A 14,068-nucleotide genomic window follows, 5' to 3' on the forward strand; every position below is an offset into this window, starting at 1 on the left:
TATGCAGACCGCACAACCCCGTACCGGGAAACTCACGCAACAGGCGGCGAACGCCGCGTATCAGAAAGGCCCCTCCTTTGTCGATTTGCTGCCGTGGGTAGAATACCAGCACGACAGCCAGACGTTACTGCTTGACGACGGCCGCTCGGTGGGCGCTGTTTACAATATCACCCCTGTCGGCACCGAAGGCCGCTCGCAGCAGCATTTATCCGAGATCCGGGATATCGTCAAAGACGCGCTTCAGGATACCTTTGAGGAGTTGGATAGCTGTCCGTGGGTAGTGCAGTTTTTCTGTCAGAACGAGGACGATTTCAGCGGCTATCTGCAACAGCTACGCGACTATGTGACGCCGGCAGCGCAAGGGTCGGCATTCAGCGAAGCCTGGCTGAGCGAAATGGAAAAGCACCTGAACGGCATCACTCGCACCGGCGGTCTGTTTTTTGATGATGTGGTGACTCGCACGCCGTGGCGGGGGCAAATTCGCCGCACCCGGCTGGTGATTTACCGCTATTCGCCGGCCAGAACGCCGCCCGGCGACCTGTCGCCGGAGCTGGCGCTGAATAATGCTGGCGACAGGCTGGTATCCGCGCTGGCGGGCGCCGGACTTCACGCACGACGTCAGACCGGCGCCGACGTTCAGCGCTGGCTGACGCGCTGGTTTAATCCTGCCCCGCCGTGCGACGACCGCCAGGCATTTTACGGCATGGCCCCGGAACAAGATCCCCTCGACGAAGCAACGCCGCCGGTCATGACTGATTTTGCCGAGTCACTGCTGTTCAGCGAACCTGTTTCCGACGCGCGTCAAGGGATTTGGTGCTTTGACCGGCTGCCTCACAAGATTGTGACGGTTGATCGTTTACGCAAACCACCGCGTATCGGCCATCTGACCGGGGAAAACCGCAAGGGCGACGGCATCAATGCCCTGTTCGACCTGTTGCCAGAATCCGCCATCATGGCGCTGACGATGGTGGTTTATCCGCAGGACCGGCTGGAAGCGCACCTGAACCGCCTGGCAGACCGCGCCATCGGTGAAAATGTCGATTCGGAATACACAAAGAAAGACTGCCGGGACGTCAGACAATGGCTGAAAGCAGGCCATAAAATGTATCGCAGTACGCTGGCATTCTATTTGTCGGGCCCGGACGTTGCGGCACTGAACCGGCAAAGCCGGGAACTGAACAGCGTATTGCTCAACGCCGGACTGGTGCCGGTACAGGACGGTGATGAAGTGGCGCCGTTAAGCAGCTACCTGCGCTGGCTGCCGATGTGTTTCGATCCGGGCCGCGACAAGCGTCATCTGCATACCCGGTTTAATTTCGTGCAGCATATCGCCAATCTGCTGCCGGTCTTCGGACGCGAAACCGGCACCGGGCATCCCGGCATCAGCTATTTCAACCGGGGCGGCGCGCCGTTCGACTTTGATCCCCTGAATCCGGCCGATCGAGCCAAAAACGCGCATCTGTTGCTGCTGGGGCCGACCGGGGCGGGGAAATCGGCCACCCTGAATGGCAAAATCGCCCAGTTGATGGCGCTGCACCGCCCCCGCCTGTTTATCGTCGAGGCGGGAAACAGTTTTGGGTTGATCGCTGACTATGCGAAACGGCACGGACTGACGGTCAACAAAATTAGCCTCAGACCCGGCAGCGGGCTCACCCTGCCGGTCTTCGCCGACGCATGGCGGCTGGCGGAGCAGGATATCAGCGCCGACCTGCCGGATAGCGACGAGGAGGAAAAACAGGACGATGACGACCAGCGCGATATCCTGGGTGAGATGGAGATCACCGCCAGACTGATGATTACCGGTGGCGAAGCGCGGGAAGACGCGCGTCTCACTCGCCCTGACCGCGCCATGATCCGCCAGGCGATCATCAATGCCGCCACGACGTGCCACCGGGTCGGGCGTCAGACGCTGACGCAGGATGTGCGCGATGCGCTGTTCGACCTCTCCCGCGACGCCACGCTGCCGGAACCCCGCCGCAACCGGGCCTATGAAATGGCGGAATCCATGAACATGTTCTGCTCCGGCTTCGAGGGTGAGTTGTTTAACCGGGAAGGACAGCCCTGGCCCGATGCCGATATCACTCTGGTCGATCTGGCCACGTTCGCCCGCGAAGGCTACGAGGCCCAGCTTGCCATCGCCTATATTTCATTGATTAATCACATCAACAATATCGGTGAACGCGATCAGCACCTGTCCCGCGCTATCGTCAATATTACCGATGAAAGCCATATCATCACCGTCAACCCGCTGCTGGCGCGCTTTCTGACCAAAGGCTCAAAAATGTGGCGTAAACTCGGTATCTGGCTGTGGCTGGCGACGCAAAACCTGGCTGACTTTCCGGATGACGCGAAAAAGCTGCTGAACATGATTGAATGGTGGGAACTGCTGGTTATGCCGCCCGAGGAAGTAGAACAACTTGAGCGCTTCAAAATCCTGACCGAAGAACAGCGCCTGTTGCTGTTGTCCGCGCAGAAAGCCCCCGGTAAATACACCGAAGGCGTAGTGTTAGCCAGCAAAGTGGAAGCGCTGTTTCGGGTGGTCCCGCCCAGCCTGTTTCTGGCATTGGGGATGACGGAAAAACACGAAAAAGCGCAACGGGCTCAACTGATGCGGGAGCAAGGGATCAGCGAACTGGACGCCGCTATTCTGGTGGCCCAAATACTGGATGAAAAGCGGGGGCTGATGACAATATAATGAGCGGGATTAGAAGTTTGCTGAGTTACTTCCCTGTACGCGGTACACCTCTTTTCCCCCTAAAGGAGGCATATTCCATGGCATTAACCAATGCCGTCGTCCGGCAGGCCAGCACCACCGGCAAAATCTAGACCCTGAACGGATACCGACGGTCTGTCATTGTTCGTGGCTGGTAAAGGCGCGAAGAAGTTGTTGGCGATGCTCACGCGGAGAACATCCCCACTCTTTTTTAAACGCCCGACCAAACGCGCTATCACTATTGTACCCGGCGGACTGCGAGATCTGAGTGATTGAATCGCGGGAATTTCTGAGGCGCTCTCCTGCAAGCAACATTCGCCATTGGGAGAGATATTTCATCGGCGTGATGCCGACCTTGCGCTTAAAATGTTCGGTAAAAACGGTCCGGGACATACCAACCCGCTTTGCCAATTCCTGCAAAGTCCAGGGGAAAGCTGGCTCTTGGTGCATATAAGTAATCGCGGCTTTGAGCTGCGGATCGGAAAGGGCAAACATCCAGCCAACGTGTTCATTCCCTTTCTGCTGAAGGAATACCCTTAGCGCCTGAACCAGCATGATTTGTACCAGTTGCTGCGCGATCAAATCACCACCCGGTTGGGGCACGCGCATCTCTTCTCGCAGACATTCCATGGCATTACGCATAACCTTTTGCCCGATACCTTCGGTGACCGGTATCAGTGGGGGCAGGGAATGCAGCAGGATATCGGCATGGGCGCTGCTGAAGGTAAAACGTCCACCAAGAATAAACGCCCCATCCCGGGGCGCTTGCATTGTTAGCGCTGAGCTCGTCTCCTTGTCCGGCGGGATAAAAGGCTGCGGTAGACTGTCGGGAGCGGTCGCCAGACAAAAGGGGGCGCCGGAAGGCAGAAACACACAGTCGCCCGATTTTAGAAAGATTGCCTCCTGGCTCCCGGTGACAGCGACCCAGCAGTTTCCGTCGATAACAACGTAGCATTTGATGCCCTGGTGTCGCCTGAATTCAAGCCCGGTTCCCGCAGTTAGGGGAAAACCGCCGGAGATATAAGCCTCCAGTTTGAGCAATGACAGAACTTCTGAAAGAGGATCCATAAAATACCGTACGATCTGCATAGAATAACGAATTTATAGCAGAGACCGTACCGATCATCCTCTTTTACACTGACACTTAAGGGTGAAATAGTTAATCTGAACTGCTTACCGGGGGAAATTATGAATATATTTTTAACGGGAGCCACCGGTTTTATTGGACTCGCGATCACCACAGAACTTATTCGGGCTGGCCATCGGGTAACGGGCCTGGCTCGTTCGGATAAAGGCGAACAACTTCTTGCTCGTGTCGGAGCAGAAACTCATCGGGGAGCGCTGGAAAATATTCAAAGTCTGGTTGACGGGGCACAAAAGGCCGATGCGGTGATTCATTGTGCTTATGACAACACTTTTAGCCATCCGGAAGAGATGGTGAAAAAAGAAACCCAGGCCATCAAAGCGCTGGGAAGAGGGCTACAGGGCTCTACACGCCCCTTGATCATTACTTCTGTTGCAGCCATGGGCTGTGCCGCGCCGGGTCAACTGGCTACCGAAGATTTTTATGATCCCGCGACGCGGAATCCGCGTAAGTCAACCGAACTGGCCGGGGCCCGCGTAGCAGACAATGGAGTCAACGTTTCGATTGTCCGGCTCCCGCAGGTCCATAATGAGTGTAAACAAGGGTTCGTCACTTCACTTATCTCGCTTGCCAGAGAGAAAGGGGTATCCGCTTATGTGGGTGAGGGTACCAATCAGTGGGCCGCCGCTCATCTTCTTGATGTGGCTACGCTTTACAGGCTTGTGGTGGAACAACCGCAATCCGGGCTGCGTTACCATGCGGTAGCAGAAGAAGGCATTCCTCTTCGTGATATCGCGGAAGCGATTAGCGTGGGCCTGGATGTCCCGCTGGCCAGCCTCTCCTCGGAAGCCGCTAACGCCCATTTTGGCTGGCTGGCGATGTTTGCACAGATGGATATGCGGGCATCAAGTGCGCTGACCCGGAAACGCCTAGACTGGCACCCAGCCCATCCGGAATTGCTTCAGGATATCGAGCGATACTTTTCGCTTTAACCTGCCAAATCGCCTACTGTAGCAAAAAGGCCGCTAAAGGAAACTTAAGCGGATTTTCTGTGCAGCTAATCTGACTATCCACTTAGCTTGGCATTTTTGCACTGATAATCATACTTGTGTCGCTGCCAGGCTGTGTCCCATAACTATTTTTTGTACAAAACGGAGCATGGTTCAACCACAAAAAGTCCTTTAATTTGGCTCGTTACGATTTTCCTGATGATGCATGGTTTCTAATTTCCCCCATGCTGCCTCCTGAGAGAGGCTCTTCCAGAGGTGGGCGACCTTACCTTGCACACAGACATGTTATGAATGGCATATTTTGGGTTCTGTGTTCTGGCGCAGAAAACTCAATATCCGGTTGTACGAAAAACGCAATGTAGTGGAACGCTGCTTTGCAACATTAAAAGAAAATCGTCGGATCGCTATACGTTCAGAAAAAACAGCAAGAAACTATCTGAGCATGCTCAAACTGGGGACGATCCAGTTATTTTTGAGGAGGCTGTTGAGCTAAGGGATACAGCCTAACTCATATCCTATCCGCGCAACAGGAGAAAAGTCGGGGGGAGCCATAACCCCAGGCTCCCTCTCAATATTTTGGAATAAGGCCTAACAGTTAAATGTGGTGCGAGTTATGTTCGTAACTAATTAATCTGGCGAAAGATGCCGATCGCCGTGGCTGTTTTTACCCCTCCCTCTGGCGTTCATCACGGATCCTGAGCTATCTGACTATCGCGTCGCTGTATCCAGGCATCACGCACCAGCACATATTCGTCCTCCGCCTGCTTGCGGGCTTCGTCCATGGGGAACGCGCGCGCGCGCCCATCCACCAGTTTCATGACTTGCAGCGTGTATACCACTCCGCTGTTTTCCACGTAGCCGATGGGAGACAGAGGTTGGTCGCCGACCATGCTCACGGTGTCGCGGACGGTACGAGGGCCGAGTAAAGGCATCACGAGATAACGGGAATCGCGCCAGCCCCATGTGGCAAGCGTTTGCCCAAAGTCCTCACTGGATTGCCTGGATAAGCCGATGTGGGACGCCGGATCGAACAGGCCGCCGATCCCGATGGTCGAGTTGACAACAAAGCGCCCCAATGATTGGGCGCCCTGGCCCGGCCTGCCTTGCAAGGTGTGATTGACCGCCGTTGTCGGTTCGCTCAGGTTCTTGAAGAACCGCGTCACACTTGATTGCACCGACTCTGGCGTGATCTTCTCATAGGTGATCGCTAGGGGACGGGTCACGTATCTGTCGATGCCATTGTTGACACTGTGCATCCGACGGTTGAATCCCTCCCACGGATCCCGCGTGGAGCCTTTCGGGCCGGGCGGAATAGTGTCGTTAGCCGACATAAGGGGGGGCATCGTCCGGGCGACTGGCGCATCTCCCGCAGACCGAGATGCGGCTGGTGCCGCAGCCGTCTCAGTTCTAGCGGAACCCGCTATCCCCATTGCGCGGGTGGCTTTCAAGTCGGGGGTTGAAGACTCATCGGCCCGACCAACGACAATCGGCGTAGGGGAACTTGAAGCGACGGCTTTCTGCTGCACGTTATCGCCGGCGCAAGCGCTGGTAACCAGCACAACCAGGGTAAGCAGGATGAAGCGGCATGCATTCATAAGTGTATTCCTTTCCTGTTGTGAAGAAGGCGTTGGTCAAGCCGGAATTATCATCAAGCAGTCTGGCCGCCTGACGCGCCCCCATTCAGCAACGTGGCCCGGCTATGCAGCAGGGAGCGGGAAAACACATCTGCTTGCCATGTTCTTCCCGCAACAGGCGGTGCTGTAGGGGGTGAGAAACCTTATACCATAATGAACGATCGGTCAGTAGAACTTTTTCAGCAAGTTTCATCAACTTCAGTTGCTGATTTTTTGTGATGAGAGGAAACATAGGTTGCCCCGGGCTGGGGAGCTATTCATTGATGGTTTAAAACGCCCGGTATGCGAGAGCGGTCAATAAAAGAGAGCGTTGGACGCCCCCGTGCTTTACACTCTGACGAACCAGGGCTGCGCCCATAGCTTGTTGGCCACGAGGCGGCTAGCCAATACCCGTTTAGTCGCATTTCTCGCCGTCAGTGATGCAGTGGTCTGCGATAAATGGCGCGCGACGTTGCATTCGTTTCAATGTTGACAGCCTTGAACGACGCCAAAGCGAGGGAAATGCTTTCCTCCTGGCCCCGTTAATTTCGTCGGATATGTTTAGGTGCTTCGCACAGATCTTGCGATCCGGCGCTTACATGACACGGCAGCATGAAGAAAAAAAATCCATCAGCCTCCTTGGCCGAGGTTGCTCCCAAAAAGAAAAGAACACGTTTGCCCCTTGAGGTTCGGCGCCAGCAGATCCTCGAAGCGGCGCTGATTGAGTTCAGTGCATTGGGCTTTACCGCCGCCAGCATTGCCAGGATCGCTCGCCGGGCTGGCATATCCAAAGCCAACGTCTATGTTCATTTCGCCAACAAGGACGATATATTCGAGACGCTCCTTGAGCAATTGATGAGCCGCTCGGAAAGCAACTGGAGCTTGTTGCGGGATGTGGAGAACGCTGACGAGCTGGTCGAGCGCCTTGTCGATTTTGCCTACGGCGGGTTAACCGACGACACAATTGCGATTGCCCGACTTCTCATCACCGAAGGGCATCGAGTGCCGCACCTGCTCGCAAAATGGGATGCGGGGAATATGCAGGGGCGCAGGGAGCGTCAAGCGCTTATTGATGGGTTCGTGGCGGCCGGAGTCGTAAAGTCCAGTCCATTGACCGAGAATTTCAACCTTGTGATGGCCCCCGTTGTCTATTCGGCCGTGGCTCAGATGGTAATGGGTAAGGAGAAGGCACAGAGCGAACTGCAAGCAATCAAAGAAACGCATCGCAAACTGTTGACTTTATTATTACGCCCTGGCGAATAGTTACTCTCCGCGTTGTCTCCTTCCCCGGTTTGTGCAGCTCGCTAGGGGCGGGCTGCCTGCTCCTTTCGCACTCGGAGTGGCCATACGATCTCTTTGTCTCTGGCCCCGAGTCTGTCGCCAATAGATGTGTTGATATTGTCGCTTCGGGTATTTACTGTCCGATCATTCGGTAGTAGATTAGATTGATAATGAACGATCGGTCATTAGTAATCTATCGTTATACAGTCAATATCGTCCTCGAGCATCAGACTCTGGGGCTGACCGTATCGACCACAAACCCATGGCGCACGACACAAATCTTAAGCCGGAATAGTCGTTGCTGCGGGGTTGTCATAAAGCATAAAGAAAGGTGTCGGCATTGAACCGCCACTTTTTCTTAGCAAGAGCAACGTAGTCAATGTTTGCTTTACTTAAGGAGCCACTATGGCGTCTCTAACGATTTTTCGTCTTGTCTGTATCATGGCAATCACCGCTGCTTCATTCCACGCGCAGGCTGAAATCTTCGCTTCATCCGCATCCTCCGCCTCAAGTGCCGGCTCGGCATCCAGTGGGAGCGTATCGGATTCGTTAAGTGGATCGAGCGACAGCTCAAAGGATGATGAAAAGACGGCGGGCGGCAACTACCGCATCATTGATGTCGCTGACGCGCCTGACCGCACCGGATTTCGCCGTGTCACCATGCAAGGCAATAATGCTCAGCGGCATCTCGTGCTAGATCTGCCCCAGGCGGTTCTCGACACGCAAGACCTGGAGGCCGGCGACATCGTACTTGCGCAGCAGAGGGTCTATGGTCTCGAATTCGCTCGTGGCGATACGCAGGAAGCTTTTTACCTGGTACTTGCTGACAACTGGCATGACGATCTCGCCGCGCGCGCCGTTACCCAGTGATGAGGAAGCGCTGCCAGGTAGCTTGGATTCTAACCGTGCTCATGCTCGCCACCGGGTGCGCGAAACGTCCTGTCACATCGTCTCCCCAGACTTCAGTGGGGTCAGACTTTTGTGATCGTACACAGCAGTTTTCCGCGGTTCAGCAGGATCGCTTGCTGCGATTCGCTGCGGTCGTGAACGAAGAACTCGCCGCAACCGACGGGGATACGGTATTGATTAGTCGCTCCGGTCTTGACCTGTCACGCTTTAATATCCGCTATTCACATGCTGCTGTGGCGCTGCGTGGCGAGGATGGTCGCTGGACCGCTCGCCAGCTCTATTACGCCTGCGATGAAGGACGCCCACGAATCTATGATCAAGGGCTGGCTGGGTTCGTTATGGGAACCGAAAATGCATCTCTCGGTTATATCTCGATCATCAAGATCCCTCCGGTAGCCGCACGGAAGTTGCGTTCAGCGGCACTCGACAAGCGGCTGGCCTTACGGTTGCTGGCTGCGAACTACAGCGCCAACGCCTATGCCTTTGGCCTAGACTATCAGAATTGTAACCAATGGGTCATGGAGTTGCTTGCTGTGGCGTGGGGAAACCTTGCCGATGGTGCGGACTTACGCGGGCGAGCGCAAGATTGGCTTCGTAAGGCACCCTATACGCCTGACCCCATTGAGATCCCCTCGCGTTGGATGATGTTGGCATCGACTTTTGTGCCATTGGTACATCTGGACGATCACCCCAAGGAGGATCGTGAGGCCATGCGCCTGAAAATCAGTTTACCGCAAACTGTCGAAACCTTTATTCAGGAGAAAATTCCAGGCAGCGAACGCCTGGAGGTTTGCCTCGATGGCCAGCAAGTCGTCGTGAGCCACGGATGGTCTCCTATTGCGGCAGAATGTCAGCCGGGCGCAGGGGATCGTGTCGTCGCCTTGGTCGATTGACGGAAAACGGCGGACACCACATCAAACGGATAAACGTTATTGCTGGACTCAGTCGCGGTTTCACCATGACGCTTGATATCAATTCGTTTCTCTGGATATACGCTTGCGGTGGATAATATCCGGGAAATGTCGGCATGATATTTAACGCCTAAATAACTCATATGGACACAGACCCAATGCAAGCGTGGGCGTTCCTTTTCTCTGACAATGTAGTCACAAACCTATATTCGGCGTCAACGAGCCCTGATGAACATCCGTATTCTCTGGCCTCATTATCGCAATGGTCTGTTATAACCAGATTATTTGTCAGGTTCACAGAGAGTCGGTTCTACCTGTCATCACATCAGCTCTTTGACTTTACTTAAAAATTTATATCACGTCTGTACATAAATAGTTTGCTGATTGACCACTGCCCAGGCCATTCGGGCATTCTTGTTTGCCTGAGCGACAACGGTTTTGTTCACGCAACTTCGGGCTATTATCCCCCTGAGCCAGTGTTGCAGGCCGTTACAACGTTCATCGGGAAGGTTACCGATTCGGTACACCACTGAGCGAGCGCCATAGATAAGAAGACCACGCAGGTAAGCATCACCCTGTTTTGTTATGCCCAACAATTTAACTTTTCCACCACGGCTGTACTCCTTCGGGACCAGTCCCAAATAGCTGGCAAAATGCCGGCCGTTTTAAAAATCGGAACGGTCCCCCGGTGCAATCGTCAGTGCGAATGCGCTCAAGACACCAATGCCCGGTAAACTTTGTAAGCGGGTTGTATCCTCATTCAGTGACCCGATATGCTCAGGGCGTTTATCGAGTTCTTTTAATCACCGCTGATATTACCTGAGCTCCTGCAACAACTCATGAAATAACTGCCGGCTCATTGCCGTCAGTTCATTTTCTGCGTCTTCCCGATAATCGGGCAGGCATGATGCCACTTTGTGTGGCTCTTCCGGTATGGCGATACCGTATTCCAGCCCTGACCCTCGTATTTGATTGATGAGAGCAGTTCTGTTTTTCATCAGACGCTGGCGACCCCGGAGCAGGCATTACATATCCTGCTGCTCCAGACTTTTTCCCGGTACATAGCGCATCCCTGGACGGCTATCAGCTTCAACGATGGCAATGGCATCATTCTTATCGTTTTTATTCCCCATTCTGAACGAGACAACATACCGGGGGCTGATTTGTTTAACATCATGTCCGTATTTTCTGAACTGACGAGCCCGGTAATTTGCACTACCGCAGGCTTCCATGACTATCCCTGACGGTGGTTGTTGAACAATGAAAGCCATCAGTTTTTCACTGGGTTACCATTTTGTTGGCTTTTATCTGTCCTTGCAAAGTGGCAATGTGTAATTGAAAAACTCGCTTTGCCAGATCAATTCCGATAATTTTTTCCATTGGACACCTCTTCCATTTTGCTGTTGGCACACACTGACAGCATGACTCATTGAAGCCGATTGTGGGGAGGTGTCCATTTCATTATCGCACATTGTGATATCTTCCCATTAAACAGGACCAGGCTAAACTGGAGTTTTCTGCCCTTCTTTTCCTTAAAAAAGAGGCAATCCGGCCATGAAAAAGATCCGCTGTACTGAAGAGCAAATTGCTTTTGCCCTGAAGCAGGCTGAAACGGGCACTCGTGTGGGTGAAGTGTGCCGAAAAATGGGTATCTCTGAAGCCACTTTTTATAATTGGAAAAAGAAATTTAGCGGAATGGGCGTAACGGAGCTGCGTCGCCTGCGTCAGCTTGAAGATGAAAATCAACGTCTAAAACGGCTGGTTGCCGACCTCAGTCTCGATAAGGAAATGCTGCAAGAGGTGCTGAAAAAAAAGTTTTAAGGCCTGCTCAAAAGCGCGAAATAGTCGTATTTTTACAAGACGCATATCGAGTAGGCGGTCCTGTCGTCTGGCGATGCTAAGTCGCACGGTTTATAACTATCATTCGTGTCGTGACGATCGCGCGGTAACGATGCGCATCCGAGAAATAGCGGAAACCCGTATCCGTTATGGCTGCCAGCGCATACATATCCAGCTGAGGCGCGAAGGCTGGGTCATTAATCATAAAAAAACGCATCGTATTTATTGCCAGGAAGGACTGAATCTACGGCGTAATCGCCCCCGTCGCCATGTGAGTGCGGCACACCGGGTTGAACGGCCGTTGCTGTCAAATCCGGATCAATGCGGGAGCATGGATTTCGTTGCTGATAATCTGTTTAACGGGCGCCGGTTTCGGGCATTAACTGTGGTCGATAATTTTAGTCGGGAATGCCTGGCGATCCATGCCGGCCAGTCGCTCAAGGGCGAGGATGTGGTGGCGGTGATGGAGTGCCTGAGATTGATGCATAATCGTGTGCCGATAAGGATCCAGGCAGACAATGGCAGCGAATTTATCTCAAAAGCGCTGGATAGATGGGCGTATGAAAATAAGGTCACCATGCACTTCTCACGCCCCGGCACGCCGACGGATAATCCGTTTATCGAATCGTTTAATGGCAGCCTGAGGGATGAATGCCTAAATATCCACTGGTTCCTGTCGATGGAAGATGTGCAGGAAAAGCTCGATCGCTGGCGGGAAGAATATAACCATGACAGGACACATTCTTCATTAAATGATCTGACTCCGGCAGAATTTATCCGAAGTCACCAAAAAAGACAGATCCTCTAATTGATCCTGGGTCAGGATATGGGAGAGGTCAATTGATGCTCCACCTCTAATCGTGCGAGGCCCGTACTGGCGGGATGTTATGTCCTGCAAGTGTAGCGCTATTATGCGAAGCTATTTAGAGTGATTTAATTGTATTGATCCGATCAAGTAACGGCGGTTGCGCGTCTTTATCGATCAACACATCAATCACAGCGGGAACACCTTTCATGATCGCCGCACGCAGCGCGGTTTCCAACTCGTCCGCCTGTGCAACCCTGACGCCATCTGCGCCCAATGCGGTGGCGAACAACGAAAAATCAACTTGAGGAATAACACAGTCCAGCGGCGGGTTGCCTAACAAGCTCAATCCTTGTCGACACATGTTGTATTCACCGTCGTTCATTATCAGCCAAATAGCCGGTAATTGATAACGGACAGCCGTACTGATTTCATTATTCATCAGCATGGAACCATCACCGATAATACCGAGGGTCGTCTTTCCTGACGCACTCAGGCCAACGATCCCGCAAGCATAGTGGCCCATGGCACCCAGCGCGGTACAAATTCGATAGCGGTTCGGTTTTTGAAAATGTAAATATCGGTTTGCCCATACAAACGTATTTCCTGCTTCCGCAGCGATCAAGCAGTCATATTCTTCAATCGCTACCTTTTGAATAATCGCCATTACCTGCTGTGGATGAACGACTCCAACCTTAACCGATATCGGAGCGCATTGCTCAGGTTCCTGTCCTCTGCAGAACATCTGGGGATGATAATAATCGGCATTTTTTTTTACTTTATCGTATACCCCATGCAGGAAATGAGAAATTTCCGCCTCAATAATCACGGCGCTGGCGGGAAGGTTCTTATTAATATCCTCATTTCTCAGTCCAATATAATATATATTAGCATGGGTCATCTGATTTTGAATATATGAGGAACTGAGCTCCCCTAGTTTCGAACCCAATATAATAACTGTCTTCAATGATGAGTCGCTTAGCTTTTCCCTAAGTTTTTCGCCATTGGATCCTAACCCGGTGGTGCCAATGTAAAGCGCGTGATTTTCGGGGAATATGCCCTTCCCTCTTGGGGTCGACATTACTGGCGTATTCGTTACAACAGCAAGACGGGTTAATATTTCTGCGGAATGAAGGCAACCGAATCCATTCCATATAATGGCTCCACCTGTTGTAAGCGTATCCGCTATTTTTTGCTGTTGATTCTCAGCGCCATTGTCCTTTTTGTAAGAAATTAAAGTGTGAAGGATTCGCTTGCTATTTATTTTATTATTTTCTTTTAAAATTTCTTTTTGAATATTCGTCGGAATGAAAATGCCCAGAACATGACCATAAGATGTCGCAACATTATTGATGGCGGCTATTGCTTCCACTAATTTTTCTTGTCTGTCGACAAAGACAATGCTGTCAAAGAAACCACTGATGCCATCGCCTGCAAGGTCGTTGATATCTTGGCGGGTTGTTTGCTGCAATCCCCATTGACCATTGTGCTCCTCAATGGTGGTTGCAGAAATGAATATCACTTTAGCGCCATCCAACTTCGCCGCGCGCAATCCTGTCAAAGCATTGGTAATACCTGGTCCGGCCGTGGAAAATACGACAGAGGGAATATTGTTATATAAACTGTACTCAGAGGCGGAAAAAGCGGCTCCGCTTTCATGCCTGCAATGGATAACCTTGATGGATGAGTCCGATAGTGCTTCCCACAAAGGGACGATAAATCCGCCTGAAACGCCAAAAGCGGCGTCAACGCCTGCTTTTTTTACATTATCGACCAGTGTTTGTATGACCGTCAGCGGTTGTCCTTCGTTCATAAATCCCACCTATAAAAATATAAAGGTTTACCATCCTTTTATATGGCAGAGTTAAATGATTGACAATCAGAATACACTATTTTGATAAAA

The 14,068-nt window shown here is 52.4% G+C and carries 11 protein-coding genes and 2 pseudogenes; 7 read left to right on the plus strand and 6 right to left on the minus strand.

The annotated features are described in order from the left end of the window. The first annotated feature begins 1 nt into the window (after position 1). A complete protein-coding gene (locus tag ABRZ28_RS17655; RefSeq protein ID WP_330521012.1) occupies positions 2-2,695 on the plus strand; it encodes a conjugative transfer ATPase in 2,694 nt (897 codons plus the stop codon). A gap of 156 nt (positions 2,696-2,851) precedes the next feature. On the opposite strand, the gene ABRZ28_RS17660 is transcribed toward ABRZ28_RS17655, so the two are convergent. Further along, positions 2,852-3,781 carry an AraC family transcriptional regulator gene (locus tag ABRZ28_RS17660; protein WP_330521013.1) on the minus strand — a complete coding sequence of 310 codons (930 nt, stop codon included), beginning with the start codon at positions 3,779-3,781 and terminating at the stop codon, positions 2,852-2,854. A 120-nt stretch (positions 3,782-3,901) separates the two neighbouring features. On the opposite strand from ABRZ28_RS17660, the gene ABRZ28_RS17665 reads away from it, so the two are divergent. Continuing rightward, a complete protein-coding gene (locus tag ABRZ28_RS17665) occupies positions 3,902-4,789 on the plus strand; it encodes an SDR family oxidoreductase (RefSeq protein WP_112092723.1) in 888 nt (295 codons plus the stop codon). 194 nt (positions 4,790-4,983) lie between these two features. After that, positions 4,984-5,130, plus strand: a pseudogene (locus ABRZ28_RS17670) (transposase); the annotation flags it as partial. 363 nt (positions 5,131-5,493) lie between these two features. Here the strand turns inward: ABRZ28_RS17670 and ABRZ28_RS17675 are convergent. Continuing rightward, the gene (locus tag ABRZ28_RS17675; protein WP_112103634.1) at positions 5,494-6,402 is read right to left on the minus strand and encodes an MlaA family lipoprotein; all 909 of its coding nucleotides are present in this window, start codon (positions 6,400-6,402) and stop codon (positions 5,494-5,496) included. A 630-nt stretch (positions 6,403-7,032) separates the two neighbouring features. On the opposite strand from ABRZ28_RS17675, the gene ABRZ28_RS17680 reads away from it, so the two are divergent. The 3 genes from ABRZ28_RS17680 to ABRZ28_RS17690 all read left to right on the plus strand — a co-directional run bounded on the left by ABRZ28_RS17680 (position 7,033) and on the right by ABRZ28_RS17690 (position 9,503). Beyond that, positions 7,033-7,683, plus strand: coding sequence for a TetR/AcrR family transcriptional regulator (locus ABRZ28_RS17680; RefSeq protein WP_112092783.1), 651 nt, complete (start codon positions 7,033-7,035; stop codon positions 7,681-7,683). A 423-nt stretch (positions 7,684-8,106) separates the two neighbouring features. Beyond that, on the plus strand, positions 8,107-8,571 hold the full coding sequence (locus ABRZ28_RS17685) for a hypothetical protein (protein WP_112092784.1): 465 nt from the start codon (positions 8,107-8,109) through the stop codon (positions 8,569-8,571). Between the two features lie 152 nt (positions 8,572-8,723). Continuing rightward, positions 8,724-9,503, plus strand: coding sequence for a DUF2145 domain-containing protein (locus tag ABRZ28_RS17690; RefSeq protein ID WP_220087931.1), 780 nt, complete (start codon positions 8,724-8,726; stop codon positions 9,501-9,503). A 374-nt stretch (positions 9,504-9,877) separates the two neighbouring features. Here the strand turns inward: ABRZ28_RS17690 and ABRZ28_RS17695 are convergent, their stop codons facing one another. The 3 genes from ABRZ28_RS17695 to ABRZ28_RS17705 form a co-directional block, all read right to left on the minus strand. Then, positions 9,878-10,162: a transposase gene (locus tag ABRZ28_RS17695; RefSeq protein WP_223881710.1), complete on the minus strand. Its 285-nt coding sequence runs from the start codon at positions 10,160-10,162 to the stop codon at positions 9,878-9,880. A gap of 174 nt (positions 10,163-10,336) precedes the next feature. Further along, positions 10,337-10,519, minus strand: a complete 183-nt coding sequence (locus ABRZ28_RS17700; RefSeq protein WP_223881709.1) for a hypothetical protein — start codon at positions 10,517-10,519, stop codon at positions 10,337-10,339. 27 nt (positions 10,520-10,546) lie between these two features. Then, complete coding sequence (locus ABRZ28_RS17705; RefSeq protein ID WP_223881708.1) at positions 10,547-10,792, minus strand: hypothetical protein; 246 nt, start codon at positions 10,790-10,792, stop codon at positions 10,547-10,549. A gap of 283 nt (positions 10,793-11,075) precedes the next feature. On the opposite strand from ABRZ28_RS17705, the pseudogene ABRZ28_RS17710 reads away from it, so the two are divergent. Continuing rightward, positions 11,076-12,168 (plus strand): annotated as a pseudogene (locus ABRZ28_RS17710) (IS3 family transposase). A 115-nt stretch (positions 12,169-12,283) separates the two neighbouring features. On the opposite strand, the gene ABRZ28_RS17715 reads toward ABRZ28_RS17710, so the two are convergent. Further along, complete coding sequence (locus tag ABRZ28_RS17715; RefSeq protein WP_330521016.1) at positions 12,284-13,978, minus strand: thiamine pyrophosphate-binding protein; 1,695 nt, start codon at positions 13,976-13,978, stop codon at positions 12,284-12,286. Between the last annotated feature and the right edge of the window lie 90 nt (positions 13,979-14,068).

The organism is Brenneria sp. g21c3 (genome assembly GCF_040240345.1).
Taxonomy (GTDB): Bacteria; Pseudomonadota; Gammaproteobacteria; order Enterobacterales; family Enterobacteriaceae; genus Brenneria.

Coding starts and splice junctions, on each gene's coding strand:
- ABRZ28_RS17655 (WP_330521012.1), top strand. CDS start 2: ATGCAGACCGCACAACCCCGTACCGGGAAACTCACGCAACAGGCGGCG.
- ABRZ28_RS17660 (WP_330521013.1), bottom strand. CDS start 3,781: ATGGATCCTCTTTCAGAAGTTCTGTCATTGCTCAAACTGGAGGCTTAT.
- ABRZ28_RS17665 (WP_112092723.1), top strand. CDS start 3,902: ATGAATATATTTTTAACGGGAGCCACCGGTTTTATTGGACTCGCGATC.
- ABRZ28_RS17675 (WP_112103634.1), bottom strand. CDS start 6,402: ATGAATGCATGCCGCTTCATCCTGCTTACCCTGGTTGTGCTGGTTACC.
- ABRZ28_RS17680 (WP_112092783.1), top strand. CDS start 7,033: ATGAAGAAAAAAAATCCATCAGCCTCCTTGGCCGAGGTTGCTCCCAAA.
- ABRZ28_RS17685 (WP_112092784.1), top strand. CDS start 8,107: ATGGCGTCTCTAACGATTTTTCGTCTTGTCTGTATCATGGCAATCACC.
- ABRZ28_RS17700 (WP_223881709.1), bottom strand. CDS start 10,519: ATGAAAAACAGAACTGCTCTCATCAATCAAATACGAGGGTCAGGGCTG.
- ABRZ28_RS17705 (WP_223881708.1), bottom strand. CDS start 10,792: ATGGCTTTCATTGTTCAACAACCACCGTCAGGGATAGTCATGGAAGCC.
- ABRZ28_RS17715 (WP_330521016.1), bottom strand. CDS start 13,978: ATGAACGAAGGACAACCGCTGACGGTCATACAAACACTGGTCGATAAT.